The following is a 24,441-nucleotide window of genomic DNA, read 5'->3' on the forward strand; positions in this document are numbered from 1 at the left end:
CACTGAAGCGTTATGAGCAGGTGCGCCGGAACTCATCTCCTGCGCCCTCCCCTCCCGCTCGATCGACTCGTCCCCGAGGAACTCCACACCTCAAGGATGCGGCATCGGCGACGAAACAAGCAGCGGCGGGCATCCGACGCCCCGCCCACCGCGTGGCGGGCGGGGAACGCGGGGCCCCCGCGGCAGCACACTCAGCGGACCAGACCCCAGCGGAAACCGAGCGCCACCGCGTGTGCCCGGTCCGAGGCGCCGAGCTTCTTGAAGAGGCGCCTGGCGTGCGTCTTGACCGTGTCCTCGGAGAGGAAGAGCTCGCGCCCGATCTCCGCGTTCGACCGGCCGTGGCTCATGCCCTCGAGGACCTGGATCTCACGCGCGGTGAGGGTGGGCGCGGCGCCCATCTCGGCCGAGCGCAGTCTGCGCGGGGCGAGCCGCCACGTCGGGTCGGCGAGCGCCTGGGTGACGGTCGCGCGCAGCTCGGCGCGCGAGGCGTCCTTGTGCAGATAGCCGCGGGCCCCGGCGGCGACCGCGAGGGCGACCCCGTCCAGATCCTCGGCGACGGTGAGCATGATGATGCGCGCACCGGGGTCGGCGGACAGCAGCCGCCGGACGGTCTCGACGCCGCCGAGGCCGGGCATGCGTACGTCCATCAGAATCAGGTCCGAGCGGTCGGCGCCCCAACGGCGGAGCACTTCCTCGCCGTTGGCCGCCGTCGTCACGCGCTCGACACCGGGCACGGTCGCGACCGCGCGGCGGAGCGCCTCTCGGGCAAGCGGGGAGTCGTCGCAGACGAGGACCGATGTCATGAGTGTCCTCCGCGGCTCTCACAGCTGCTGCGCGTCACCTTGAGCCTCCAGGCTGGTACATATTCGTCACCTGTGCGGTTGACGCTCTCGGACACCTGCCCGAGCGCTTGTTCTTTCAACCGCCTCGCACTCTCAACGACGGTCACCCGAAAGAGTTACGGGGCAGTCAGCCACCTTCGGCACTCTACGTGAGGGCGCGGACACAGCGGAGAGCGCGCGGAAGACCCTCAACCTTTCATCACAAGCTATGCCCCATTTAGCGGCTTTTCTTCCCTTTTCCTGGTGTCTATGGCTAGATTCGCAATGAGTCATATTTTCATCTCCTTAGACAGTAGATGTACGGTCATGGGCACCGTATCCGCGTCAGAACGGCACCAAGGGGACCAGCAATGGCAGATTTCTCCCGCCTTCCCGGACCGAACGCAGATCTGTGGGACTGGCAGCTACTCGCGGCCTGCCGAGGGGTCGACAGCTCGCTCTTCTTCCATCCGGAGGGCGAACGGGGAGCCGCGCGCAGCGCGCGTGAGAACTCCGCCAAGGAGGTCTGCATGCGGTGCCCGGTACGCGCCGAGTGCGCGGCTCACGCGCTGGCGGTGCGCGAGCCGTACGGCGTGTGGGGCGGCCTCACCGAGGACGAGCGGGAAGAGCTCATGGGGCGGGCGCGCAACCGGCTGGTCACGGCGTCCGCGCCGGCGCCGGTGGGCAGAGCTGTGTCGCACAGCTGAAGGAACTGAAGGAGCTGAAGGAACGTTTCTTCGAACAGGCTCTCCGGCGGGCGGGCCGCGGAACGACCTCGGGCGGCTTCCGCCCTACTGGCGGGCGGCAGCCCGCGCGAGATGGTCCAGCGTGGCGGCGACGGCCGGCACCTGCGCCAGATCCGGCAGCGTGAGCGCGACGATCTCCCGCTGCACGGCAGGCTCCACCGTCACGGTGCGTGCACCCTTGGGGCGCACCGACTCGATCGCGAGTTCGGGCAGCACCGCCACTCCGAGACCGGCGCCCACGAGGCCGATCACCGCGGGATAGTCGTCGGTCGCGAAATCGATCCGGGGCACGAAGCCCGCGCTCTCGCAGACCTCCACCAGTTGCCTGCGGCAGCGGGGGCAGCCCGCGATCCACGACTCCTCGGCGAACTCGCCGATGGTGACCGAGTCCGCCTCGGCGAGCCGGTGCCCCTCGGGCACGAGACCGACGAGCCGGTCCGCGAGCAGCGGACGCACGATGAGGTCGCCCCACTCCTCGGCGGCCGTCGCCCCTTCGTACCGGAACGCCAGGGCCACGTCGCAGTCGCCCTCGCGCAGCATCTCCACCGAGCGCGGCGGCTCGGCCTCCACGAGGGAGACGCGCGTGCCGGGGTGGGCCGCGCGCAGGGCGGCGAGGGCGCAGGGGACGAGGGTGGAACTGCCGCTGGGGAAGGAGACGAGCCGGACCCGGCCGGCGCGCAGGCCGGCGATCGCGGCGACCTCCTCCTCGGCGGCGGTGAGCCCGGCGAGGATGCCCGAGGCGTGCCTGACCAGGGCCTCACCGGCCTGGGTCAGGCGCATCTCACGGCCGGTGCGGATCAGCAGCGGCGTGCCGGTCGAGGATTCGAGTGCCTTCATCTGCTGGCTGACGGCGGGCTGGGTGCAGCCGAGCTCGCGGGCCGCGGCCGAGAAGGAGCCGGTGGCGGCCACGGCGCGCAGGACACGGAGGTGACGGGCCTCGATCATGGCGACGAGCATAAGCGACGCTTGGACACATCACGAAATATTGCCGCGCGGCTTTGAGGGTGACTCGCCTAGCCTTCTCGCATGGAGCTTCTTTCGGTGAACGCCGGCCGTCGCACGGCCGTCGAGTACGCCGCTTCCCCCTCGGGCACCACCGGCATCGACAAGCGGCCGGTGCGCGGCCCCGTCCTCGTGAGCGCGCCCGGCGCGAAGGGGGTCGGCGGGAGCGGCGTGACCGGTGACGAGATCAGCAATCTGCGCCACCACGGCGGGAACGACCAGGCGGTGTACGCGTACGCCCGCGAGGACCTCGACGCGTGGGAGCGGATACTCGGACGGCCCCTGCCCCACGGCTCGTTCGGCGAGAACCTCACGACGTCCGGCGTCGACGTGAACGGCGCGCGGATCGGGGAACGCTGGCGGATCGGCGCCGATCTGGTGCTCGAAGTGACGAGCGGGCGCATTCCGTGCCGTACGTTCCAGGGTCACCTCGGCGAGTCGGGGTGGATGAAGCGGTTCACCGGGGAGGGTGCTCCCGGCGCGTATCTGCGGGTGCTCGAACCGGGCACGATCCGGGCCGGCGACTCGGTCCGTATCGTGCACCGGCCGGAGCACGACGTCACCGTCGGCCTGCAGTTCCGGGCCGTCACCACGGAGCGGTCGCTGCTGCCGCGGCTGCTCGCGGCGGGCGACGCCCTGCACCCGGAGACCGCGGAACGCGCCCGCGCGTACCTGGCGCGGCACGGCGCCCCGACCGCGTGAGACGGATCGGTGAGCGTCCGCGCAACACGGCGGTCACGCGATCTCACTAGCCTTGGGCCATGACTACGGCTCTGATTACGGGATCAACCGCCGGTATCGGCGCCGCCTTCGCGCGGCGTCTCGCCGGTGACGGGCACAACCTCGTCCTGGTGGCTCGCGACACCAAGCGGCTGCGCGAGCAGGCGACCGAGCTGCACGACCGGCACGGCATCGAGGCGGAGGTGCTGACCGCGGACCTCTCCACGGACACGGGCATCGAGTCCGTCGCGAAGCGGCTCTCCGACCGCAGGGACGCGGTCGACCTGCTGATCAACAACGCGGGCTTCGGCAACAAGGGCCGGTACCTGGAAGTCCCGATGGCCGACGAGCTGACCATGCTCAAGGTGCACTGCGAGGCGGTGCTGCGGCTGACGTCGGCCGCGGCGGAGGCGATGCGGGAGCGCGGGCGCGGTGGAGTGGTGAACGTCGCGTCGGTGGCGGCGTTCGTGCCGCGCGGCACGTACGGGGCGTCGAAGGCGTGGGTCGTGCAGTTCACCCAGGGCGCGGCGAAGGACCTGGCCGGCTCCGGGGTGCGGCTGATGGCGCTGTGCCCCGGCTTCGTACGGACCGAGTTCCACGAGCGCGCCGGGATGGGCACGTCCAACATCCCCGGCTGGATGTGGCTCGACGCGGACAAGCTGGTCGCGACGGCGCTCACCGACCTGGCGCGGGGCAAGACGCTCTCCGTCCCGGACCCGCGGTACAAGGCGCTGATGGGCGTGGTGAAGGTGACGCCGCGGAACCTGCTCGGCGGCGTGACGTCCCGGACGGGCCGCAAGTACGGGCCGCAGTAGGGCTGCGGGGCCCTACGGGTGCGGGGTGTGTCTGCCGGGTTGCGCTCCCTTGCCGGGTGCGGGTCGCCTTCGGCTGGCCGCGCAGTTCCTCGCGCCCCTTGATGGGGCTGCGCCCCTCCAGGGGCGCGGGGAACTGCGCGAGGACAGACCAGGCTCCGCGGACGGCAACGCCACAGGCATCCGGCAGACGCATCCCCGAAAAGGCCTGAGGCCCGGCTCCCAGTACTGGGAGCCGGGCCTCGGGCAACTCAGGTCAGTGCGAGTGACCGTGGCCGTGGCCGTGACCGGCCTCCGCCTCTTCCTCCGCCGGCTTCTCGACGACCAGGGTCTCGGTCGTCAGGAGCAGGGAGGCGATGGACGCGGCGTTCTCCAGCGCGGAGCGGGTGACCTTGACCGGGTCGATGACGCCGGCCTTGACCAGGTCGCCGTACTCGCCGGTCGCGGCGTTGAAGCCGAAGCCCTTCTCCAGCTCGGCCACCTTGGAGGTGATCACGTAGCCCTCGAGGCCGGCGTTCTCGGCGATCCAGCGCAGCGGCTCGACGGCGGCGCGGCGGACGACGGCGACACCGGTGGCCTCGTCGCCCTCCTTGCCGAGGTTGCCCTCGAGGACCTTCACGGCGTGCACCAGAGCGGAGCCACCACCGGAGACGATGCCCTCCTCGACCGCGGCGCGGGTCGCGGAGATGGCGTCCTCCAGACGGTGCTTCTTCTCCTTCAGCTCCACCTCGGTGGCGGCGCCGACCTTGATGACGCACACGCCGCCGGCCAGCTTCGCGAGGCGCTCCTGGAGCTTCTCGCGGTCCCAGTCGGAGTCCGTGGCCTCGATCTCGGCCTTGATCTGGGCGACGCGGGCGTCGGCGTCGGCCTTGTTGCCGCCGCCGTCGACGATCGTGGTGTCGTCCTTGGTGATGGTGACGCGGCGGGCGGTGCCGAGCACATCGAGGCCAACCTGGTCGAGCTTGAGGCCGACCTCCTCGGCGATGACGGTGGCACCGGTGAGGGTGGCCATGTCGCCGAGCATCGCCTTGCGGCGGTCGCCGAAGCCGGGGGCCTTCACCGCGACGGCGTTGAAGGTGCCACGGATCTTGTTCACGACCAGGGTCGACAGGGCCTCGCCCTCGACGTCCTCGGCGATGATCAGGAGCGGCTTCGAGGAGTTGGCCTGGATGACCTTCTCGAGCAGCGGCAGCATGTCCTGGATCGACGAGATCTTGCCCTGGTGGATCAGGATGTACGGGTCGTCGAGGACGGCCTCCATACGCTCCTGGTCGGACACCATGTACGGCGACAGGTAGCCCTTGTCGAAGGCCATGCCCTCGGTGAAGTCGAGCTCGAGGCCGAAGGTGTTGGACTCCTCGACGGTGATGACACCGTCCTTGCCGACCTTGTCCATCGCCTCGGCGATGAGCTCGCCGACCTGCGGGTCCTGGGCCGACAGACCGGCGACGGCCGCGATGTCGGCCTTGTCGTCGATCGGACGGGCGGTGGCGAGGAGCTCCTCGGAGACGGCCGCGACGGCGGCGTCGATGCCCTTCTTCAGGGCGGCCGGGGAGGCGCCGGCGGCGACGTTGCGCAGGCCTTCCTTGACCAGGGCCTGGGCGAGCACGGTGGCGGTGGTGGTGCCGTCACCCGCGATGTCGTTGGTCTTGGTCGCCACCTCCTTCACCAGCTGGGCGCCGAGGTTCTCGTACGGGTCGTCGACCTCGACCTCACGGGCGATGGTGACGCCGTCGTTGGTGATGGTCGGGGCGCCGAACTTCTTGTCGATGACGACGTTGCGGCCGCGGGGGCCGATCGTCACCTTGACCGTGTCGGCAAGCTTGTTGACGCCGCGCTCAAGGGCGCGACGGGCGTCCTCGTCGAACTTCAGGATCTTCGCCATGGGAGCGATTCAGCCCTCTCGAAAACTCGGGTGAACGAACTGCGCCCCTCGCCGCCCGGCAAAGAGCGGGGTGACCAGGGGCGCAGCTCAAAAGCAAAATCTGCTGGTGAAGCAGGTGCAGCAGGTGAAGCGGTGAACTACTTCTCGACGATCGCGAGCACGTCGCGAGCCGAGAGGACGAGGTACTCGTCGCCGTTGTACTTCACCTCGGTGCCGCCGTACTTGCTGTACAGAACGACGTCGCCGACCTGCACGTCGAGCGGAAGGCGCTCGCCGTTCTCGAAGCGGCCCGGGCCCACGGCGAGGACAGCACCCTCCTGGGGCTTCTCCTTCGCGGTGTCCGGAATGACCAGGCCGGAGGCCGTGGTCTGCTCGGCGTCGAGCGGCTGGACCACAATGCGGTCCTCGAGCGGCTTGATGGCAACCTTGGAGCTGGCGGTCGTCACGATCCGGTCTCCCCCTTCGGAGATCTCACGGGGTTAAGAGTCTGAGTGTGGCGACCAGGTGGATCCGTCGTCGCGGGTGCCGGACCTGCCCGTCGCTGTTGGCACTCTCCAATGGGGAGTGCCAGAAGTGAGACTAGGACGGGGATTAGCACTCGGTCAAGCGGAGTGCCAGTCGACTGCGTCGGGCTTTAGCGGATGTTGGTGCCCCGCGGCGGGGCGGGCGGTGAATTTTCCCTGTCAGGGCAACGGTTCTCGGGGGCTTTGGGTTCCCCTCCCGCGACTTGTGGGCGCCCTGATTCACGTTGCTCGGCACCGGGGGCTGTGCCCACCCGTTCCGCCCAGCGGAACGCCTGCCCACAGCGGGGGGCGCCAGGGGCCACTGTGGAGTGGAGGGTGCCGGGCGGGGTGCGGGTGCGGTGGTGCGGGGGGATCTTCTGGGTTGCCTTTCTGCCCAGGCGTTCGATTGGATCCACTGATTCCGCGCAGCCCGCCAGCAGTGCGGGCGCGAGCACTCCGCACAGCAGGGCCCCGGCGAGGAGGCGGCGGCGCGCTCGCGCCCGGGGGCTCACAGGTAGTCCTCCAGCCTGGCCACCGCGTAGCCCCTGTCCGTGACGGTCTTCATGACCCGGCGGACCATGTCGGGCATGGTGCCCTTCCAGTCCTTACGCCCCCGGAAATGCGTGAGGATGATGTCGCCGGGGTGCAGGTCCTTGTCCCACTCGCGCCACTCCATGTGATCGGCGAAGCCCTCCGACGCCCACAGCGGCACCGCCTTGACGCCGCAGGACTTGGCGGCGCGCAGGGTGTCCTCGTTGTAGTTGCCGTAGGGCGGGCGGAAGAGCTCGGGGCGCTTGCCGTAGTGCTGCATGATGACGTCCTGCATGCCACAGATCTCGTGGCGCTGCTGCTCGTACGAGAGTCCGGGCAGGTAGCGGTGGTTGAGGGTGTGGTTGTTCAGGGTGACGCCGCGGTCCTGCATCTTCTTGAAGTAGCCGTAGTCCTTCTTGACGAGGTAGTCGCTGAGGAACGCGGTGTACGGAAGGTGCAGCTCGCCCATCATCCGCAGCAGCGCCGGGTCCTTCTCGGCGCCGTCGTCGATGGTCAGGAAGACGACCTTCTCCTTGGTGGGGACCGTCGTGAAGACCGGCGGCAGGCTCGACTGACCCTTGACCTCGAAGCCCTTGCGGGTCGTGATGCGGGGCTTGGTCCTGGGCGGCGGGGGCGCGGCGAGCGGAGGCTTCGCAAGGCCCCAGCGCTTGGCCGCCGCGACCCGGGCGATCTGGACGGCGGCGAGTTTGCGGGCGTAGGAGTCGAGGGCGCGGGCGGGCGGGGCGTCGAGCGGCTGCTGGCCGGGTGCGGGTTCCACGCCGTCGCCCGCGGACGCGCAGCCCGACGCGATCGCCGAGGCGGTCAGGACGGCCACCGCGGCGCGCACCCGGTTCTTCCGTCTTCTGGCGTATTTTTCTTTTTGTCTTACCAGTTGCATGGCGCCGGATCCTCGCAGCTCAAGGTCGTGTCGGGGCTCCGACACCGCCACCGGCCGCGCACCATCCACCGACTGGCCCACAATGGGGCGGGTGAACGACCCGAACACGCCGAGCGGCCACGCGACCGACCTCGACGACCCCCTCGCCGCCTTCGCCGCCCTCCGCACCGAGGAGGGCCGGGCCCTGCTCGACGAGGTGCGGGACGTCGAGCCCGCGCAGGAGCTCGCCGTGGCGACGCGGCTGCGCCGCGAGCACCCCGCCGCCCTGGTCTCCGCGGCGCTGGCCCAGGCCCGGCTGCGGCAGCGGGCCGCGGCGAAGTTCGGCGCCGGGGACGCGGCCCGGATGTTCTTCACGCCGAACGGCGTCGAGCAGTCGACCCGCTCCTCCGTCGCCACGTACCGCGCCGAGCGCTTCAAGGCCCTCGGCGTGCGTTCGCTCGCCGACCTGTGCTGCGGCATCGGCGGCGACGCCCTCGCTCTCGCGCGGGCCGGCATCTCCGTCCTCGCCGTCGACCGCGCTCCGCTGACCTGCGCGGTCGCCCGCGCCAACGCGGAGGCCCTGGGGCTCGACGGGCTGATCGAGGTCCGCGAGGCCGATGTCACCGAGGTGGACACCTCGGCGTACGACGCGGTGTTCGTGGACCCGGCGCGGCGCTCCTCGGGGCGCGGCCGCATCTTCGACCCTGAGGCCTATTCACCGCCCCTGTCCTGGGCCGTCGGAGCGGCACTCAAGGCGCCGCGCGCCGCGCTGAAGATCGCCCCCGGCATCCCGCACGAGGCGGTCCCCGCCGAGGCCGCGGCCGAGTGGATCTCGGACGGCGGCGACGTGAAGGAGGCCGTGCTGTGGTTCGGCACGAAGGCCCCCTCCTCGCACCGCGCGACGCTCCTGCCCGGCGGCGCCTCCCTGTGGTCCTCGCTGGCGACGATGCTGCCCGACCCCGGGGTACGTCCCGTCGGGCGCTACCTCTACGAGCCGGACGGCGCCGTCATCCGCGCGCACCTGGTCGCCGAGGTGGCCGCCCGGGTCGACGGCGGCCTGATCGACGAGACCATCGCGTACGTCACCTCCGACACCCTGCACGAGACCCCGTACGCCACCGCCTACGAGATCACCGACCAACTCCCCTTCAGCGTGAAGAAGTTGAAGGCGGTGCTGCGGGAGCGCGGGGTCGGCATCCTCACCGTGAAGAAGCGCGGCTCCGCCGTCGAGCCGGAGGAGCTGCGGCGCAAGGTGAAGCCGCAGGGGAAGAACGCCGCGACCGTCTTCCTGACCCGGGTGGCGGGCGCGCCGACGATGCTGATCGGGCACCCCGCTCCGGGCGTGCGGGACTGACAGGGCCGGCTCAGAGCCGGCAGGTAGCCGCCCGCGCGAGGAGCAGCTCCCGTTCCCGCTCGTTGCGCGCAAGCGAGGCCGCCCGCTCGAACTCCGCGCAGGCCTCGGCCGGCCTGCCGAGCCGCTCCAGGAGGTCGCCGCGGACGCTGGGCAGCAAGTGGTAGTCCTTCAGCGCCGGTTCGGCGGTGAGCGCGTCGACGAGCGAGAGGCCCGGCTCGGGCCCCTGCGCCATCGAGACCGCGACCGCGCGGTTCAGCTCGACGACCGGGGAGGGGGTGCGGGCGGCGAGCAGGCCGTAGAGCACGGCGATCTGCTGCCAGTCGGTCTCCGCGTACGTGTGCGCCTGGGCGTGGCAGGCGGCGATCGCGGCCTGGAGGGCGTACGGGCCGAGCGCCCGGGAGGAGTCCGCCGCGTCGTGGGCCCGTGCCAGGGCCGCGTAACCGCGCCGGATCAGCATCCGGTTCCAGCGGGCCCTGTTCTGGTCCTTGAGCAGCACCGCCTCGCCGGAGGGGCCCGTGCGTGCCGCGGAGCGCGACGCCTGCAGTTCCAGGAGCGCGGCGAGGCCGTGCACTTCGGACTCCTTCGGCATGAGGCCCGTGAGCACCCGTGCCAGGCGCAGCGCGTCCTCGCACAGCGCCGGGCGCAGCCAGTCGTCGCCCGCTGTGGCCGCGTACCCCTCGTTGAAGATGAGGTAGATGACTTCGAGGACCGAGTGGAGGCGGGTCGCGCGCTCCGGGCCGCTCGGGACCTCGAAGGCGATGTCCTTGGTGGCGAGGATGCGCTTGGCCCGCACGATGCGCTGTGCGACGGCCGATTCGGCGGCGAACACGGCGCGGGCGACCTCCCCGGTGGTCAGGCCGCCGAGCAGGCGGAGCGTGAGCGCCACCCGGGCCTCGGCGGAGAGCAGCGGGTGACAGGCGGTGAAGATGAGGCGGAGCAGGTCGTCGTCGATGTCGTCGGGGGCGGCGGGCTCGGCCACCCGCGCCTGGGTGGTCTCCAGGTCGCGGCCGACCTCCGCCAGCTTCGCTGCGTAGCGCTCGCGGCGGCGTACGAGATCGATGGCGCGGTGTTTGGCGGTGGCCATGAGCCAGGCGCCCGGGTTGTCGGGGACGCCCTGCTCGGGCCACTGTTCGAGGGCAGCCACGAGGGCGTCCTGCGCCAGTTCCTCGGCGATGCCGACGTCTCGTACGATCCGCGTGACACCGGCGATGATGCGCGGCGACTCCATGCGGAAGACGGTCTCGACGGTGTGGCGGGGCTGCCGCTCCGGCGATGTGCGGCGGGGGTGCTCCGGCGGATGGCTCACGGCCACCCATCAGAACACCCCCGCGCACCCCCCGCAAAGGCTGGGACCCGCCGACCTGGACCGGTCGGATCCGAACGAAATCCGAACGAAATCCGAACGACAGACCTAGCCAGGACGCAACGGGCGGGCTAGCCCTCCTCGATCTCCCTGACCTCCGCCGTGACCGTCCAGTAGTCCTCGTGGGTCTTCAGGAAGCGCTTGGTCCACTCGACCGCCTCGGCCATGTCCTTGGCCTGACAGATCGAGTAGCCGCCGACGACCTCCTTGGTCTCGGTGAACGGCCCGTCGGTGACGGACAGCTCACCCTTGTCCCAGGTCACCCGGGAACCCTCCGAGGTCGGCCGCAGGCCCGCGGTGTCGAGCAGCACCCCGGCCTTGGTGATCTCTTCGAGCAGCGCGCCCATGCGCTCCTGCAGCTCGGGGCTCGGGCCGCCCTCGGGGGCGTTGTTCTCGTCGATACGGATCATCGTCAGATAGCGCGGCATCGCGGTCTCCCATCGGGTGGTGGCGGGGCTTCTCCTCGCCTCTCACCCCTGCGTCGAACGGGAGACGCCCGTTTCGACATCGTCGCCGAGATTCCTCGAAGTTTCTTCTCCGCGCAGGTCACAGGCGGGTGCTTCCGGTGCTCCGAGGGGCTGTGCCAGGCTCGCCCGCATGCCCTTCGACCACAACGACCACTACCACCGCCTCCTGTTACGGAGCCTGCCGCCGCACGGCCGCACCGCTCTCGACGTCGGCTGCGGCACCGGTCGCTTCGCCCGCCGTCTCGCGGCGCGCGGTTACGAGGTCGACGGCGTCGATCCCTCGGCCGCGGTCGTCGCGGAGGCCGAGGCCCTCGGTGGAGGGCCCCGCTACCGTCAGGCGGACGTGACCGGGGAAGAGCTTCCCGGGGGCCACTACGACGTCATCACCTGCCTGGCGAGCCTGCACCACATGCCGTTCACCACCCTCACGCGCCTGCGCGACGCCCTCGCGCCGGGCGGCGCCCTGCTCGTCCTCGGCTGTTACGCCGGGATGACGCGGTGGGACGTCGTGGCGTCGCCCGCCAACGCGGTGGCACGGGCGACGGTGTACGCGACGGAGCGCCTGCGCGGCACGTACACGCCCTCGCTCAAGCCCCCCGTGCGCCCGCCGGACATGCGGCTCCCGCAGATCCGCGCCGAGACGGCCCGTCTCCTGCCCAAGGCCCGCGTACGCCAACTGCTCTTCTGGCGCTACCTGCTGACTTACCGCAAGCCCGCCGCGGCCTGACCGCGCCTGCGGCTAACCGCCCTCGACCGACTCGAACCGCCACCGGTGCACCGCCCGCGTGACCAGCTCCGCCGGGGGCTCGGGCAGCTCGGGCAGCGCGTCGTCGAGAGCCGCGTCCCACCAGGTGATGACGAGCACCCGGTCCTGCGGCGCCCGGAAGGTCTCCCGGCGCAGCGGCCCGCGCCCGCCGTCGAACCGCTGCTCCCGCGCCCACGCGAGGAGTTCGGCCCCTTGCCCCTCGACGGCACGGGCCTCCCACATCAGCGCGACGGTCACGAGTACAGGTTCTCCTTGCTGACCTCGTGCACGTGGTCGTGGTCGTGGCTGTGGGTGTGCCCCGGCACGTGCGGCTCCGTCACCGGCAGCGAGGAGTCCGCCGACAGGTCCCATGACGAGGCAGACCGGTTGCGCGCCACCATCTCCGCGCCGAGGGCCGCGACCATCGCGCCGTTGTCCGTGCAGAGCTTGGGGCGCGGCACGCGCAGCCGGATGCCGGCCTTCTCGCACCGCTCCTGCGCGAGCGCCCGAAGGCGCGAGTTGGCGGCCACGCCTCCGCCGATCATGAGGTGGTCGACGCCCTCGTCCTTGCAGGCGCGCACGGCCTTGCGGGTCAGTACGTCGACGACCGCCTCCTGGAAGGACGCCGAGACGTCCCGCACCGGCACCTCCTCGCCCGCGGCCCGCTTCGCCTCGATCCAGCGGGCGACGGACGTCTTGAGCCCGGAGAAGGAGAAGTCGTACGGGGCGTCGCGCGGGCCGGTGAGCCCGCGCGGGAAGGCGATGGCCGTCGGGTCGCCCTCGCGCGCGTACCGGTCGATGACGGGGCCGCCCGGGAAGCCGAGGTTCAGCACCCGCGCGATCTTGTCGAAGGCCTCGCCCGCCGCGTCGTCGATGGTCGCGCCGAGCGGGCGTACGTCCGAGGTGATGTCGGCGGAGAGCAGCAGCGAGGAGTGGCCGCCGGAGACCAGGAGCGCCATGGTCGGCTCGGGCAGCGGCCCGTGCTCCAGCTGGTCCACGCAGATGTGCGAGGCGAGGTGGTTCACGCCGTAGAGCGGCTTGCCGAGGGCGTACGCGTACGCCTTGGCGGCCGAGACCCCGACGAGCAGCGCGCCCGCGAGCCCGGGACCCGCGGTCACCGCGATGCCGTCCAGGTCCTTCGCGCTGACGCCCGCTTCCTTCAGGGCGCGCTCGATGGTCGGCACCATCGCTTCGAGGTGGGCGCGGGAGGCGACCTCGGGGACCACGCCGCCGAAGCGGGCGTGCTCGTCGACGCTGGAGGCGATGGCGTCCGCGAGCAGCGTGGTGCCGCGGACGATGCCGACGCCGGTCTCGTCGCAGGAGGTCTCGATGCCGAGGACGAGGGGTTCGTCGCGCAGGTCAGCCATGAATCTCGGTTCCTTGTACGCCTGATACGGAAGTGGAGGGATCGGTGCGGCGCATGACCAGGGCGTCCACGTTGCCGGGCTGGTAGTAGCCGCGCCGGAAGCCGATGGGCTCGAAGCCGAAGCGCTCGTACAGCTTCTGCGCCCGGGTGTTGTCGACCCGCACCTCCAGCATCACCTCGGCGCACTCGAAAGCGGTCGCGGCCTGGAGCAGGTCGGTGAGGAGGCGGGCGCCGAGGCCCGTGCCCCAGTGGTCGCGGGCCACGGCGATGGTCTGGACGTCCGCCAGGTCCCCGGAGGCGGCGAGCCCCGCGTACCCGACGAGGCGGTCGCCGTCCATGGCCACCACGTAGCGGCGGGTGGCGAGGGGGCCGCGCGCGTGGGCGAGCTCGGACCAGAACATCCCGCGCGACCAGGTGTCGTCCGGGAAGAGCTCCTTCTCCAGGGCGAACACCGCGTCAATGTCCCACCAGCGCATCTCGCGCAGCACGGCGGCCTCGGTGGTCCGGATCACCTGGGTCACTTGGGGGTGACCACCTTGTAGTTCTTGGGCACCTGCGCGTCGGGGCGGCGCAGGTAGAGCGGCCTGGGCTCCAGGAGCTCCGCGCCGGCCGCGAGCCGCTCGGCGGCCAGGGAGGCGAGCGCGGCGGCCGAGACGTGCTCGGGCCCCCGGGCGTCGGGGAAGGTGTCGGGGTAGAGCAGCGCGCCGGCGCCGACCGCGGGGAGGCCCGCGACCTCGGCGGCGATGTCCGCGGGCCGGTCGACGGCCGCTTCACCCGTACGGGTGCGCGCGTCGTCGTACCGGGCCCAGTAGACCTCCTTGCGCCGGGCGTCGGTGGCCACCACGAAGGGGCCTTCCTCGATGCCGGACGCGTACGCGAGGCCGTCCAGCGTGCACACACCGTGCACGGGGACGCCGAGCGCGAGGCCGAACGTGTCGGCGGTCATCAGGCCGACGCGCAGGCCGGTGTAGGGGCCGGGGCCCACCCCGGCGACGATGCCGGTCACCGCGTCGAGCCCGAGGCCCGCGTCGGCGAGTACCCGGTCGACGGCCGGAAGCAGCAGTTCTCCGTGGCGCCGGGCGTCGACCTGGGTCGACTCCGCGATGACGGCGGAGCCGTCGTGGAGGGCGACGGTGACGGCGGGCGTTGCGGTATCCAGAGCGAGCAAGAGCACGCGAACAGCCTACGGCTCCCGGGCGCGGCGCACGGCCGGACCGGCATCAGAGCGGCGCCGCGCCGGCGGCGGACCGGCGCGGGGTGCGGTTGCCCCGGGTTGGGGCGCGGCTGCTGCTACCGTCAACACGGCAGCCGTACGCGGTACGAAAAGGTGGGTGGCGCAAGGTGTCCAGGAGCAGCTCGGGATTTGTGGCCGGGCTCACCGCCGCCGCACTCGCGGCGGTCGGCTTCCTCGCCTATCAGGCCTCGGCCAGCGCGTCGGACCACCAGGCCAAGGACCCCGGCAAGCGCTCCCCCTCGGCCGCCGCGCCGCGCTCCCCCAAGGAGAAGGCGGACCCGAAGGCGGTGCCGGCGAACTCCGGGTCGGGGCAGCGCGTCGTGTACTCGGTGGGCGAGGACCGCGTCTGGCTGGTCGAGGAGTCCGGGAAGCTGCTGCTGACGTACGAGGTCACGCCGGGCACGGTCGACCCGCCGCCGGGCACCTACACCGTCACTTCCCGCAACGGCTCCGTCATGGGCACGGACGGCACGGCGGTCGAGCACGTCGTGCGGTTCACGGCCGTCGGACCGACCTCGATCGGCTTCAGCGCGGCGGTCAACGGCGCTACGCCGAAGCCGGACCCGGCGAAGAAGACCGGCGGCATCCGCGAGTCGCGGGAGGACGGCAAGGCGATGTGGGAGTTCGCGACGCGCGACCGGAAGGTCGTCGTCATCCCCTGAGCGGCCTGTGACACAGGCTCTCAGAGCCTGTCCGCGCGCCGGGCGGGCCGCCGCTTCGCGGCAGGGGCCGCGTCCTCCGTGGCCGGGTGGCACGGCGGCGTGGAGACCGCCGTCGCCGCGGCGCAGGACGCCAGCAGATCGCTCATCGACAGCTGTGCGGGGCCCGGTGCGCCCGACGGCCCCGGCAGCCGGTGCGACTGCGGCCTTACGTCGTGTTCTGAAGCCGACATGGATGCCTCCTGGGCTCCGGGGGCAGACATGGTTAGGTAGACCTAACCAGGATCTCCATCCATGTGACCACGCGCGACGCACACAGCGCAACATTTTGCCGACGACTTGTCGGAACGTTCGGGCGAACGTACGAGGGCGGCCCGCGGGAGCACGGGCCGCCGGGGCGTGGGCGGGGGCTCGAAGACGGGCTCTCAGGCCGCCAGCGACTCCAGGTCGGCGTCCGCCCACCGCTGCCCGAGCCCGGTGAGCGTCACCTCGCGCACCTCGTCCGTCGTGTCCCCGGTCGCCCGGTCGATGACGACGTGCAGCCGGTCGTCCGAGAGCTCCTCGACCTTGCCGTCGCCCCACTCCACGACGATCACCGATTCGGGGAGCGAGACGTCGAGGTCCAGGTCCTCCATCTCGTCGAGCCCGCCGCCCAGGCGGTACGCGTCGACGTGCACGAGGGCGGGCCCGGCGCCGAGCGGCGGGTGGACACGGGCGATGACGAAGGTCGGCGACGTGACGGCGCCGCGCACGCCGAGGCCCTCGCCGAGGCCGCGGGTCAGCGTCGTCTTGCCGGCGCCGAGCTCGCCGGTGAGCATGACGAGGTCGCCGGGGCGCAGGAGTTTGGCCAGGCGGCGGCCCAACTCGCCCATCTGGCGGGGGGAGTTGACCGTGAGGTTGAGTACGCCGGTGGGGGCCTGGTGGTGCGGTGCTTCCATACCGACCACGGTAGCGGCTGGCGGGGCCCGCCCGGTCCGTCCTCGCCTCGCCCGCGCCGCCTCAACCGCCCGTGCCGCCCGCGCGGTCGGCCGTCCGTACGGCCCCCGCCCGCACGAGCAGGTCCGCGAGGCGGTCCATGACCACCTCCGGGTGCTCCAGCATGACCAGGTGCCCGGCGTCCGGGACCAGGACCAGTTCGGCGTCGGGCAGCCGCTGGGCGATCGCCTCGCTGTGCTCGCTCGGCGTGACCAGGTCCTTGTCACCGGCGAGCACGAGCACCGGCAGCTCGGCGAAGTGCTTCAGCGCCTCCGCCTTGTCGTGCTCGGCGAAGGCCGGGTAGAACTCCGCGACCACGTCGATCGGGGTCGCCTCGATCATCCGCTCCGCGAACCGCGCGATGGCCGGGTCCACGTCCTTCTGCGAGAACGAGTAGCGCTTGATGACGCCCGCGAAGAGGTCAGCGGTGGCCCGCCGCCCCTTCTCCACCAGCTCGGCCTGCGAACCGAGCGCCCGCAGCAGGCCGGGCAGCACCCGCCGGACCGCGTTCATCCCCGCCACGGGCAGCCCGAAGTTCACCTCTCCGAGCTGCCCCGATGACGTGCCGACCAGGGCGACGCCCACGACGCGCTCGCGGATCAGCTCGGGGAACTGGTCGGCGAGGGCCATGGTCGTCATGCCGCCCATGGAGTGCCCGACGAGGACGAGCGGCCCCTCGGGCGCGGCGGCGTCGATGACGGCCTTCAGATCGCGCCCGAGCTGGTCGATGGAGACCGGCGCCTTCCGCTCGAGCTGGTCGACGCCGCGCCCCGAGCGGGCGTGGCTGCGCTGGTCCCAGTAGACGGCGCGCACGACGCCGCGCAGTGCGGCGCGCTGGAAGTGCCAGGAATCCTGGTTCAGGCAGTAGCCGTGGCTGAAGACGACGGTGAACGGCGCGGGGGCCCGGCGGCCGAAGAGGCGCCGCCGCCGCGAACTCTGGCCGCTGCCCTCCTCGACCTCCTCGACCTCGTAGGCGAGCTCCGTGCCGTCGTCCGCGTACGCCGTGCCGGGCATGCCGCGCAGCGAGCCGTACGGCCCCGACGCGTCGAGCGCGAGCCGCGCCTTCTTGCGCATGCCGCGGCCCACGGTCATCCGCTCTATGGCGACACCGGCGGCCGCGCCCGCGGCGATGACGCCTATCGCTGCGCCCGCCACCCCGGCCCGGCGCCAGTTCCCGGCCGCGGCGGCGACCTCCGTCACCGCTTCCGCCGCGGCAGCCCCCGTGCTGCTCTCGCTCACGTGCCGCTCCTCGTCAGTTCCTGGTCAGTCGTCGGACCGCTCGTTCGCATAGACGCGCGGCACGCGCGATCCGATGCGGGTGACGATCTCGTAGGCGATGGTGCCCGCGGCCTGCGCCCAGTCCTCGGCGGTCGGCTCGCCGCGGTCGCCGGGGCCGAACAGCACGGCCTCCGCGCCCACTTCGGGCTCGTCCCCGCCGAGGTCGACCACGAACTGGTCCATCGCGATCCGGCCCGCCGCCGTCCGCAGCTTGCCGCCGACGAGGACGGGACCGCTGCCGGAGGCGTGCCGCGGGACGCCGTCGCCGTATCCGGCGGGGATCAGGCCGAGGGTCGTCGCGCCGGGGGTGACGTAGTGGTGGCCGTAGCTCACGCCGTGGCCGGCCGGGGCGTGCTTCACGTGGGCGAGCGAGGCGGAGAGCGTCATGACGGGGCGAAGGCCGAAGTCCTGCGGGGTGCCCACCTCGGGGCTCGGCGAGACGCCGTACATCGCGATGCCGGGCCGTACGAGATCGAAGTGCGTCTCGGGCAGCGTCAGGGTCCCCGGAGAATTGGCGATGTGCCGCACCTCGGGGCGTATCCCCCGGTCCTCGGCGTACGCGACCATCTCGCGGAAGACCGTCAGCTGGGCGGCGACCGAGGGGTGGCCCGGCTCGTCGGCGCAGGCGAAGTGCGACCAGAGACCGGTGACCCGGACCAGACCGTCGGCCTCGGCGCGCAGGGACTCGGCGACCAGCTCGGGCCAGTCGGCCGGCATGCAGCCGTTGCGCCCGAGGCCCGTGTCGGCCTTGAGCTGGATACGCGCGGTACGCCCCGCCGCGCGGGCGGCGGCGCTCACCTCGCGCAGCGCCCACAGCGCGCTCACCGACATGTCCAGGTCTGCCTCGACGCCCTCGCGCCAGGGGCCGCCCGGCGTCCACAGCCAGCACATGATCCGCCCGGGTACGCCCGCCGCGCGCACGGTCAGGGCCTCCTCCGGTGTGGCGGTGCCGATCCAGGTGGCGCCCGCCTGCCTTGCGGCCTTGGCGCAGGGCACCATTCCGTGTCCGTACGCGTCCGCCTTGACCACGGCCATGAACGCGGCGTCCGGCGCGTGGGCGCGCAGCGAGCGCACGTTGGCGCGGAGGGCGGCGAGATCGATCTCGGCGCGGACACGGAAAGGGGCTGTCTCGTTCATCGCGGACCAGTGTCTCAGAGGCCGTCGCGCGCCCCGCGCCGGCGGGTTCGGGGGCCCTGACGCATTGCGGTCGGCGCGGGGAGGACGCCGAGCGGCAGTCGGCAAAGGACTCGGCCCGTGGGTGGCGGGCTCGACGCGCCGGTTCTATTCGGCAGGCCGGACTTCCACGACGTCATACCGGGCATGGCGGTCGCTGGACCACTGCTGCATCCGTTCCGCCACCGGTCCGGCCAGGACCCAGGTGGCCAGGCTCACGCCTCCGCCGATCATCATGCCCTGGGTGGAGGGGTCCGCCAGAGTGGAGGCGGCGCCGCTGCCGACGCTGATGACCGCGTTGACGTAGAGGGAGGAGGCCGCCGGGGGCGAGGCGGCCCGGCTGCCGAGCCTGTTGCCGATCTCCTGGAGGCTCTCCACGTCCCAGCTCTCCCACCAGTTGTGCAGCTCCTCACTGAAATCCTCGAGGAAACCGTCCCACTGCTCGGCGGTCATTCGCCCGAGCTGTTCCCGGAAGCCGTGCGGATAGATGACGGTCCGGGCCGGGTCCCGCAGCCTGAGGGAGGCTCTGCGCCGGACACCCCGCAGATCCGCGGAGTCCTCACTGGAGAACATGGCGTGTTCGGCCCGGGCGATCGTGCGGTAGTAGCAGCGGTCGAAGGCGAGCTTGAGCTGAAGCGCGTCGTCCCGTTCCGCCGCGTCGGCCTGGTCGAGCCGCTCTATCTCCCGCCACACCAGGCTCCGGCGACGTGTCCCCGTCCGGACGTCCAGCGTCGCGGGCGAGGCGATGCGGGAGGCGACGGACCGCCCGGACGAGGTCAGCAGGGCCAGGTCCGTGAAGCCCTCCATGGCGAAGGACTGCGTGTCGTCCCCGTACGGCTGTGCCGGGCGGGTGACCAGGCTGCCCTGATGCTCCGCGTCGACCCAGTAGCGCCACGAGTCGCGGATGCGTTCACATTCGGTGACGGGAATGATGCGGGTGTCTTTGATCAGACCGAAAAGCCCCTCCACCACTCCGTCCCGCGAGCAGCGGCGGTCGACTTCGTCACGGGTGGCGCTCGCGGCGAGGGCGTCCTGAAGAGCCATGCGTTGGGGCCGGGGAGCGGCCAGCGATGAGAACAGGAATGGCCGCGAAATCATGTCCCGTAACGAATCTTCCAGACTGTTGCCGGAGACGGTGACCTCGAAAGGGAGAATGCCTACTCTTCCGGTCAGTACGCCACTGATACGGTCGACATATCGATCATTGGCGATGAGGTGGAAGAGGCATCCGTCCAGAAGCTGGGCATAAGTCTGCAGTCGCCGAGGGCTGCGGATGACATCCCAGCGCAATTGCCCGATGATCGACACGCCGACGTGCGGCCGCACCAGTCTCGTCACGTCATCGCTCGACGCGAGAAGCATGTCGCGCTGGCGGACGGAATCGTAGTACTGAGACAAGAGCGGTGGAATCATCGGGCGCGTCTCGCTCTTTTTCAGACCTCAGTGGCCTGTGCCTGAGATCGGGACACCGGATTAGCACGCTCCCGGCAGCGCTGTCCAGCCGATGGCGCCTTTTGGCACGTGCCCCACAACGCAAGAGGCAGTTGTCGATCAGCGTGACGAGCGAGTCCGCGCGGGCGCTTTTCCACGGGGAGTTGTGCCGCGCACGACCACCTCTCTCGTCGAGGTCCGGGCGTAGCGTACGGGGGCACACTGCCCGCATCTGACGGAGGGTGCCGATGAGCGCCGCACTATCCCGCATGGCAGGGAAGTCATGCCTGGTCACAGGCGCAGCGAGCGGAATCGGACGGGCGGCCGTCGAGGTGCTCGTCCGCGAGGGCGGAACCGTCGTGGCCATGGATTGGAACGAGCCGCTGCTGAACGGCCTCAAGGAGGAATGGGACAGCCAGGGGCTGAAGATCTCCGTGGTCCGCGGTGACGTCTCGCAGGTGAGTGACGTCCGGCATGCGATCCGCACTGCCACGGAAATCGGGGGCCGTCTCGATGTCCTCGTGGCGAACGCGGGAATCATCCCACTGACCGGGATCACCGAATCCACCCCTGAGGACTGGGACAGGGTCATGGCGGTAGACGGAAAGGGAATGTTCCTCTGCTGCAAGTACGCGATCGAAGAGATGCGCAAGAGCGGCGGCGGCGCAATCGTCTGTACGTCCTCGGTCTCCGGCGTGGCGGGACAGCGGAACCAGGCGGTGTACGGACCGGCGAAATTCTTGGCCTCGGGCCTGACGAAACACCTCGCAGTGGAATGCGCCGGCGACGGCATCAGAGTAAACGCCGTGGCACCCGGAACCATCATGACCGAACGCGTAAGAGAATTGCGCGACTCGCCCGGCGGGGACGATTACATCGCGTCCATGGTCAGCGCCCACCCCATGGGGCGGCTCGGCGAACCGCGCGAAGTGGCCGCGGCCATCGCCTTCCTCGCTTCGGACGCGGCGTCCTTCATCACGGGGGTGGTCCTGCCGGTGGATGGCGGTTACCTGGCGCAATGAGCGCCTTCACCATCGGCCGCCGGGACCCGCTGTCACGACGGAGCCCGCTCCGGGCGCCGGATCTCCCGCCACACGGCGGGAATCGCGTCGGCCACGTCCTGCGCGCCCACCGGCGCCCCGTGCGCCGCGTGCCGTCCCGCCAGGCCGTGCAGGTACGCGCCGACCGCCCCCGCGTCCCTGGCGTCCAGCCCCGCCGCCAGCAGGGAACCGGCGAGCCCGGACAGCACGTCGCCGCTGCCCGCCGTGGCCAGCCAGGGCGTCCCCGTCGGGTTGGCCCGCACCGGACCCGTCGCCGAGGCGATCAGCGTGGTGGACCCCTTCAACAGCACCGTCGCCCCGTACCGCCGCGCGAGCTCCCGCACGGCGGACAGCCGGCCCGCCTCGACCTCCTCGCGCGCCACGCCGAGCAGCGCGGCGGCCTCTCCCGCGTGCGGCGTGAGCAGCGTGGGCGCGCGCCGCGCCCGGACCTCCCGCTCGCCCGCGAGCCGCAGCCCGTCCGCGTCGATCAGCACCGGCACGTCGGAGGCGACCACGTCCCGCAGCCGCTCCTCGTCGTCGCCGAGCCCCGGCCCCACGGCCCAGGCCTGCACGCGGCCCGCCTTCGACGGGGGCCCCGGCGACACCAGCACCTCGGGGAACCGGGCGATGACGGCGTCCGCGGCCGGCCCCACGTACCGCACGGCACCCGCGCCGCCGCGCAGGGCGCCCGCCACGGCGAGCACGGCCGCGCCCGGGTACCGGGCGGACCCGGCGACGACCCCCACGACCCCGCGCCGGTACTTGTCGCTCTCGCCGCCCGGCACCGGCAGCAACCGGGCCACGTCGGCGAATTGCAGGGCTTCCACCTGGCACTCGCCGTCCGGGAGTTCGAGCCCGATGTCGACCAGCCGCACGGTACCGGCGTACTCCCGGCCCGGATCGATCAGCAGCCCCGGCTTGTACGCCCCGAAGGTCACCGTCACATCGGCGCGCACCGCGTCGCCCGGCACCTCGCCCGTGTCGGCGTCGACGCCACTGGGCAGGTCCACGGCGACGACCGTCGCCTCCCGCGCGGCGGCGACGAGTCGCGCGGCGCGCTCCCGGAGCCCGCCACGGCCGCCGATGCCGACGATCCCGTCGACGACGAGCCTGGCGCGGGCCACCACGCCCTCGGCCCGCTCCTCACCGGCGTCCACCACCGCACCGCCGGCGGCGCGCAGTGAGGCGAGCCCGCCGGGGTGCGTGCGCTCCGGGGCGAGGAGCACGGCGCTGACGCCCGCGCCCCTGCGGGCGAGCCGGGCCCCGGCGTACAGGGCGTCGCCGCCGTTGTCACCGCTGCCGACCAGCAGGGTGACCCGTGCCCCGTACACCCTGCCGAGCAGGCGCGCGCACTCGGCGGCCAGGCCTGCCGCCGCGCGCTGCATCAGCACGCCTTCTGGCCCCTGGGCCATCAGTGTGCGCTCGCTCTCCCTGACATCTTCCACGCTGTACGCAGTCCGCATGGCCCCAGTCTCCCTCCGGGACCAGGAACAGACCCGCCGCTCCGCGACGGATGGGGCGGGTGGGTGGGCTGCCCCCGTCTCCCCTCAGCGGCTACGAACAGGCCCGCCGCTCCGCGGCGGATGCATCCCACCCACCCACCCGTTTGCCCCGCACCGCACGGCGGAAGTAGGGACGGGTGGGTGGGCGTCAGCCCGCATCGCACAGCCGGAGTCGAGGCAGCGAGCCCCCCCCCCACCGGCCCGCAGCCGAGAACGGCCCCCGGGGCAGGTGCACCACCACCAGGCCGCAGCCGCGAAACCGGCCCGAGGGGACGTGGGGGTATGTGCGAACGGAGCACCGAGCACGCTATAGCCCCATTGTCCGTGCAGCGCGACGCAGGGATAGCGAGTACGCACATACCCCCGCGGCCCCGCCCCACAGACGAACAACAGGCGCAGACCCCAGCCCAAACGAACCCGCCCACGCCGCCGCGAGGCCCCGCCTCAGCCCACCCCAAAGCGCCCCCGCCTACCCCTCCGCCACAACCACCGCGGAAGCAACCCCCGCGTCATGGCTCAGCGACACATGCCAGGCCCGCACCCCCAGCACCGCGGCCCGCTCAGCCACCGTCCCCCGCACCCGCACCCGCGGCTGCCCGCTCTCCTCCACGTACACCTCGGCGTCCGTCCACCGAAGCCCGCTCGGCGCCCCCAGCGCCTTCGCCAGCGCCTCCTTCGCCGCGAAACGTGCCGCCAGCGAGGCGATTCCGCGGCGCTCCCCGCCCGGCAGCAGCAACTCGTTCTCCACGAAGAGCCGCTCTGCCATCCCCGGCGTCCGTTCCAGCGCCGCCGCGAACCGCTCGATCTCCGCGACATCGATGCCAACCCCAATAATCACCGGCTCAGCGTGACACAGCCGGCGTACCGGGGTGACGTACCCCACCCCCCGCCCGACCCCCCGTCCCGTTCAAACAGCCGTAACAATGGACCGTGATCTCTTCGGTCTCTGTGCCCCCGACGGCACCGCGGAGCGCCCACCGGTCCAAGCCGGAGGCGACTCCCTACCTCGACCTCACCCGCGCCGAGTGGAGCGCTCTTCGCGAGAAGACGCCGCTGCCTCTGACGGCGGAGGAGGTGGAACGGCTCCGCGGCCTCGGTGACGTCATCGACCTGGACGAGGTCCGCGACATCTACCTCCCGCTCTCCCGCCTCCTGAACCTCTACGTCGGCGCGACGGACGGCCTGCGCGGAGCGCTCAACACCTTCCTCGGGGAGAAGGGATCCCAGTCGGGCACCCCCTTCGTCATAGGAGTCGCCGGCTCCGTCGCGGTCGGCAAGTCCACCGTCGCCCGCCTCCTCCAGGCCCTGCTCTCCCGCTGGCCGGAGCACCCGCGTGTGGAGCGCGTCACGACGGACGGCTTCCTGCTCCCCACCAAGGAGCTTGAGGCCCGCGGCCTGATGTCCCGCAAGGGCTTCCCCGAGTCGTACGACCGCCGCGCCCTCACCCGCTTCGTCGCGGACATCAAGGCGGGCAAGGACGAGGTGACGGCGCCCGTCTACTCCCACCTGATCTACGACATCGTGGAGGGCCGGCGCCTGACGGTCCGCCGTCCGGACATCCTCATCGTGGAGGGCCTCAACGTCCTGCAGCCCGCGCTGCCCGGCAAGGACGGCCGCACCCGCGTGGGCCTCGCGGACTACTTCGACTTCAGCGTGTACGTCGACGCCCGCGCGGACGACATCGAGCGCTGGTACCTGAACCGCTTCAAGAAGCTGCGCCAGACGGCCTTCCAGGACCCGTCCTCGTACTTCCGCAAGTACACCCAGGTGTCGGAGGAGGAAGCCCTCGACTACGCCCGCACCACCTGGCGCACGATCAACAAGCTGAACCTCGTGGAGAACGTGGCCCCGACCCGCGGCCGCGCCACCCTCGTCGTCCGCAAGGGCCCCGACCACAAGGTGCAGCGCCTGAGCCTGCGCAAGCTGTAGGTACTCCCCGCCACCTCCCCGCCACCTG

The 24,441-nt window shown here is 71.8% G+C and carries 26 protein-coding genes; 8 read left to right on the forward strand and 18 right to left on the reverse strand.

All coding sequences use genetic code 11. The annotated features are described in order from the left end of the window. Positions 1–191: 191 nt before the first annotated feature. Positions 192–803, reverse strand: coding sequence for a response regulator transcription factor (locus AC07DI_RS17715; RefSeq protein WP_003948568.1), 612 nt, complete (start codon positions 801–803; stop codon positions 192–194). A gap of 389 nt (positions 804–1,192) precedes the next feature. Between AC07DI_RS17715 and AC07DI_RS17720 the strand changes: the two genes are divergently transcribed. Further along, positions 1,193–1,528: a WhiB family transcriptional regulator gene (locus tag AC07DI_RS17720; RefSeq protein ID WP_384250344.1), complete on the forward strand. Its 336-nt coding sequence runs from the start codon at positions 1,193–1,195 to the stop codon at positions 1,526–1,528. Between the two features lie 84 nt (positions 1,529–1,612). Here AC07DI_RS17720 and AC07DI_RS17725 read toward each other — a convergent pair whose 3' ends face one another. After that, positions 1,613–2,512, reverse strand: coding sequence for a LysR family transcriptional regulator (locus tag AC07DI_RS17725; protein ID WP_384250347.1), 900 nt, complete (start codon positions 2,510–2,512; stop codon positions 1,613–1,615). An 81-nt stretch (positions 2,513–2,593) separates the two neighbouring features. Between AC07DI_RS17725 and AC07DI_RS17730 the strand changes: the two genes are divergently transcribed. Both AC07DI_RS17730 and AC07DI_RS17735 read left to right on the forward strand, forming a co-directional pair. Further along, complete coding sequence (locus AC07DI_RS17730) at positions 2,594–3,271, forward strand: MOSC domain-containing protein (RefSeq protein WP_478905169.1); 678 nt, start codon at positions 2,594–2,596, stop codon at positions 3,269–3,271. Between the two features lie 59 nt (positions 3,272–3,330). Further along, the gene (locus AC07DI_RS17735; RefSeq protein ID WP_384250353.1) at positions 3,331–4,104 is read left to right on the forward strand and encodes an SDR family NAD(P)-dependent oxidoreductase; all 774 of its coding nucleotides are present in this window, start codon (positions 3,331–3,333) and stop codon (positions 4,102–4,104) included. A gap of 253 nt (positions 4,105–4,357) precedes the next feature. On the opposite strand, the gene groL is transcribed toward AC07DI_RS17735, so the two are convergent. From groL to AC07DI_RS17750, 3 genes are all read right to left on the reverse strand, one after another. Next, positions 4,358–5,986, reverse strand: a complete 1,629-nt coding sequence (gene groL / locus AC07DI_RS17740; RefSeq protein WP_478905170.1) for a chaperonin GroEL — start codon at positions 5,984–5,986, stop codon at positions 4,358–4,360. A 137-nt stretch (positions 5,987–6,123) separates the two neighbouring features. Beyond that, the gene (gene groES, locus AC07DI_RS17745) at positions 6,124–6,432 is read right to left on the reverse strand and encodes a co-chaperone GroES (protein ID WP_384250359.1); all 309 of its coding nucleotides are present in this window, start codon (positions 6,430–6,432) and stop codon (positions 6,124–6,126) included. 565 nt (positions 6,433–6,997) lie between these two features. Continuing rightward, positions 6,998–7,918 (reverse strand): polysaccharide deacetylase family protein, encoded by a 921-nt coding sequence (locus tag AC07DI_RS17750; protein WP_478905171.1) that lies wholly within the window; start codon positions 7,916–7,918, stop codon positions 6,998–7,000. 82 nt (positions 7,919–8,000) lie between these two features. On the opposite strand from AC07DI_RS17750, the gene AC07DI_RS17755 reads away from it, so the two are divergent. Continuing rightward, the gene (locus tag AC07DI_RS17755) at positions 8,001–9,251 is read left to right on the forward strand and encodes a class I SAM-dependent methyltransferase (protein ID WP_478905172.1); all 1,251 of its coding nucleotides are present in this window, start codon (positions 8,001–8,003) and stop codon (positions 9,249–9,251) included. Between the two features lie 10 nt (positions 9,252–9,261). On the opposite strand, the gene AC07DI_RS17760 is transcribed toward AC07DI_RS17755, so the two are convergent. Then, complete coding sequence (locus tag AC07DI_RS17760) at positions 9,262–10,479, reverse strand: RNA polymerase sigma factor (protein ID WP_478905301.1); 1,218 nt, start codon at positions 10,477–10,479, stop codon at positions 9,262–9,264. Between the two features lie 206 nt (positions 10,480–10,685). Then, the gene (locus AC07DI_RS17765) at positions 10,686–11,042 is read right to left on the reverse strand and encodes a YciI family protein (protein ID WP_384250367.1); all 357 of its coding nucleotides are present in this window, start codon (positions 11,040–11,042) and stop codon (positions 10,686–10,688) included. Between the two features lie 169 nt (positions 11,043–11,211). On the opposite strand from AC07DI_RS17765, the gene AC07DI_RS17770 reads away from it, so the two are divergent. Continuing rightward, on the forward strand, positions 11,212–11,808 hold the full coding sequence (locus AC07DI_RS17770) for a class I SAM-dependent methyltransferase (RefSeq protein WP_478905173.1): 597 nt from the start codon (positions 11,212–11,214) through the stop codon (positions 11,806–11,808). Between the two features lie 12 nt (positions 11,809–11,820). On the opposite strand, the gene AC07DI_RS17775 is transcribed toward AC07DI_RS17770, so the two are convergent. From AC07DI_RS17775 to tsaB, 4 genes are read right to left on the reverse strand one after another with little or no spacing between them, the layout of a single operon-like run. Then, positions 11,821–12,084, reverse strand: coding sequence for a hypothetical protein (locus AC07DI_RS17775; RefSeq protein WP_478905174.1), 264 nt, complete (start codon positions 12,082–12,084; stop codon positions 11,821–11,823). Next, positions 12,081–13,193 carry a tRNA (adenosine(37)-N6)-threonylcarbamoyltransferase complex transferase subunit TsaD gene (tsaD, locus tag AC07DI_RS17780; RefSeq protein WP_384250377.1) on the reverse strand — a complete coding sequence of 371 codons (1,113 nt, stop codon included), beginning with the start codon at positions 13,191–13,193 and terminating at the stop codon, positions 12,081–12,083. The genes AC07DI_RS17775 and tsaD overlap by 4 nt, the downstream gene beginning before the upstream one ends. Next, a complete protein-coding gene (gene rimI / locus AC07DI_RS17785; protein ID WP_384250748.1) occupies positions 13,186–13,668 on the reverse strand; it encodes a ribosomal protein S18-alanine N-acetyltransferase in 483 nt (160 codons plus the stop codon). Before rimI ends, tsaD begins: the two co-directional genes overlap by 8 nt. A gap of 41 nt (positions 13,669–13,709) precedes the next feature. Further along, positions 13,710–14,366, reverse strand: coding sequence for a tRNA (adenosine(37)-N6)-threonylcarbamoyltransferase complex dimerization subunit type 1 TsaB (gene tsaB, locus AC07DI_RS17790; protein WP_478905175.1), 657 nt, complete (start codon positions 14,364–14,366; stop codon positions 13,710–13,712). A gap of 167 nt (positions 14,367–14,533) precedes the next feature. Here tsaB and AC07DI_RS17795 point away from each other — a divergent pair, with 167 nt between their 5' ends. Beyond that, entirely contained in the window at positions 14,534–15,088 is a 555-nt protein-coding gene (locus tag AC07DI_RS17795) for a hypothetical protein (RefSeq protein ID WP_384250384.1), read from the forward strand. Positions 15,089–15,108: 20 nt separating this feature from the next. Here AC07DI_RS17795 and AC07DI_RS17800 read toward each other — a convergent pair whose 3' ends face one another. From AC07DI_RS17800 to AC07DI_RS17820, 5 genes are all read right to left on the reverse strand, one after another. After that, entirely contained in the window at positions 15,109–15,318 is a 210-nt protein-coding gene (locus AC07DI_RS17800) for a hypothetical protein (RefSeq protein WP_478905176.1), read from the reverse strand. Positions 15,319–15,510: 192 nt separating this feature from the next. Continuing rightward, positions 15,511–16,023 (reverse strand): tRNA (adenosine(37)-N6)-threonylcarbamoyltransferase complex ATPase subunit type 1 TsaE, encoded by a 513-nt coding sequence (tsaE, locus tag AC07DI_RS17805; RefSeq protein WP_384250390.1) that lies wholly within the window; start codon positions 16,021–16,023, stop codon positions 15,511–15,513. A gap of 61 nt (positions 16,024–16,084) precedes the next feature. Continuing rightward, positions 16,085–17,299 carry an alpha/beta fold hydrolase gene (locus AC07DI_RS17810; RefSeq protein ID WP_384250392.1) on the reverse strand — a complete coding sequence of 405 codons (1,215 nt, stop codon included), beginning with the start codon at positions 17,297–17,299 and terminating at the stop codon, positions 16,085–16,087. A 24-nt stretch (positions 17,300–17,323) separates the two neighbouring features. Beyond that, entirely contained in the window at positions 17,324–18,475 is a 1,152-nt protein-coding gene (gene alr, locus AC07DI_RS17815) for an alanine racemase (protein ID WP_478905177.1), read from the reverse strand. A 144-nt stretch (positions 18,476–18,619) separates the two neighbouring features. Further along, complete coding sequence (locus AC07DI_RS17820) at positions 18,620–19,555, reverse strand: hypothetical protein (protein WP_478905178.1); 936 nt, start codon at positions 19,553–19,555, stop codon at positions 18,620–18,622. Positions 19,556–20,190: 635 nt separating this feature from the next. On the opposite strand from AC07DI_RS17820, the gene AC07DI_RS17825 reads away from it, so the two are divergent. Continuing rightward, entirely contained in the window at positions 20,191–20,964 is a 774-nt protein-coding gene (locus AC07DI_RS17825; RefSeq protein WP_478905179.1) for an SDR family NAD(P)-dependent oxidoreductase, read from the forward strand. A gap of 32 nt (positions 20,965–20,996) precedes the next feature. Here AC07DI_RS17825 and AC07DI_RS17830 read toward each other — a convergent pair whose 3' ends face one another. After that, the gene (locus AC07DI_RS17830) at positions 20,997–22,445 is read right to left on the reverse strand and encodes an NAD(P)H-hydrate dehydratase (protein ID WP_478905180.1); all 1,449 of its coding nucleotides are present in this window, start codon (positions 22,443–22,445) and stop codon (positions 20,997–20,999) included. Between the two features lie 508 nt (positions 22,446–22,953). Beyond that, positions 22,954–23,322: a holo-ACP synthase gene (locus AC07DI_RS17835; protein WP_384250399.1), complete on the reverse strand. Its 369-nt coding sequence runs from the start codon at positions 23,320–23,322 to the stop codon at positions 22,954–22,956. Between the two features lie 110 nt (positions 23,323–23,432). Here AC07DI_RS17835 and coaA point away from each other — a divergent pair, with 110 nt between their 5' ends. Next, entirely contained in the window at positions 23,433–24,413 is a 981-nt protein-coding gene (coaA, locus tag AC07DI_RS17840; protein ID WP_384250751.1) for a type I pantothenate kinase, read from the forward strand. The last annotated feature ends 28 nt before the right edge of the window (positions 24,414–24,441 follow it).

It is taken from the genome of Streptomyces sp. NPDC044106, from assembly GCF_056433985.1.

Coding starts and splice junctions, on each gene's coding strand:
- AC07DI_RS17715 (WP_003948568.1), bottom strand. CDS start 803: ATGACATCGGTCCTCGTCTGCGACGACTCCCCGCTTGCCCGAGAGGCG.
- AC07DI_RS17720 (WP_384250344.1), top strand. CDS start 1,193: ATGGCAGATTTCTCCCGCCTTCCCGGACCGAACGCAGATCTGTGGGAC.
- AC07DI_RS17725 (WP_384250347.1), bottom strand. CDS start 2,512: ATGATCGAGGCCCGTCACCTCCGTGTCCTGCGCGCCGTGGCCGCCACC.
- AC07DI_RS17730 (WP_478905169.1), top strand. CDS start 2,594: ATGGAGCTTCTTTCGGTGAACGCCGGCCGTCGCACGGCCGTCGAGTAC.
- AC07DI_RS17735 (WP_384250353.1), top strand. CDS start 3,331: ATGACTACGGCTCTGATTACGGGATCAACCGCCGGTATCGGCGCCGCC.
- groL (WP_478905170.1), bottom strand. CDS start 5,986: ATGGCGAAGATCCTGAAGTTCGACGAGGACGCCCGTCGCGCCCTTGAG.
- AC07DI_RS17750 (WP_478905171.1), bottom strand. CDS start 7,918: ATGCAACTGGTAAGACAAAAAGAAAAATACGCCAGAAGACGGAAGAAC.
- AC07DI_RS17755 (WP_478905172.1), top strand. CDS start 8,001: ATGGGGCGGGTGAACGACCCGAACACGCCGAGCGGCCACGCGACCGAC.
- AC07DI_RS17760 (WP_478905301.1), bottom strand. CDS start 10,479: ATGGAGTCGCCGCGCATCATCGCCGGTGTCACGCGGATCGTACGAGAC.
- AC07DI_RS17765 (WP_384250367.1), bottom strand. CDS start 11,042: ATGCCGCGCTATCTGACGATGATCCGTATCGACGAGAACAACGCCCCC.
- AC07DI_RS17770 (WP_478905173.1), top strand. CDS start 11,212: ATGCCCTTCGACCACAACGACCACTACCACCGCCTCCTGTTACGGAGC.
- tsaD (WP_384250377.1), bottom strand. CDS start 13,193: ATGGCTGACCTGCGCGACGAACCCCTCGTCCTCGGCATCGAGACCTCC.
- rimI (WP_384250748.1), bottom strand. CDS start 13,668: ATGCGCTGGTGGGACATTGACGCGGTGTTCGCCCTGGAGAAGGAGCTC.
- AC07DI_RS17800 (WP_478905176.1), bottom strand. CDS start 15,318: ATGTCGGCTTCAGAACACGACGTAAGGCCGCAGTCGCACCGGCTGCCG.
- tsaE (WP_384250390.1), bottom strand. CDS start 16,023: ATGGAAGCACCGCACCACCAGGCCCCCACCGGCGTACTCAACCTCACG.
- alr (WP_478905177.1), bottom strand. CDS start 18,475: ATGAACGAGACAGCCCCTTTCCGTGTCCGCGCCGAGATCGATCTCGCC.
- AC07DI_RS17820 (WP_478905178.1), bottom strand. CDS start 19,555: ATGGCTCTTCAGGACGCCCTCGCCGCGAGCGCCACCCGTGACGAAGTC.
- AC07DI_RS17825 (WP_478905179.1), top strand. CDS start 20,191: ATGAGCGCCGCACTATCCCGCATGGCAGGGAAGTCATGCCTGGTCACA.
- AC07DI_RS17830 (WP_478905180.1), bottom strand. CDS start 22,445: ATGCGGACTGCGTACAGCGTGGAAGATGTCAGGGAGAGCGAGCGCACA.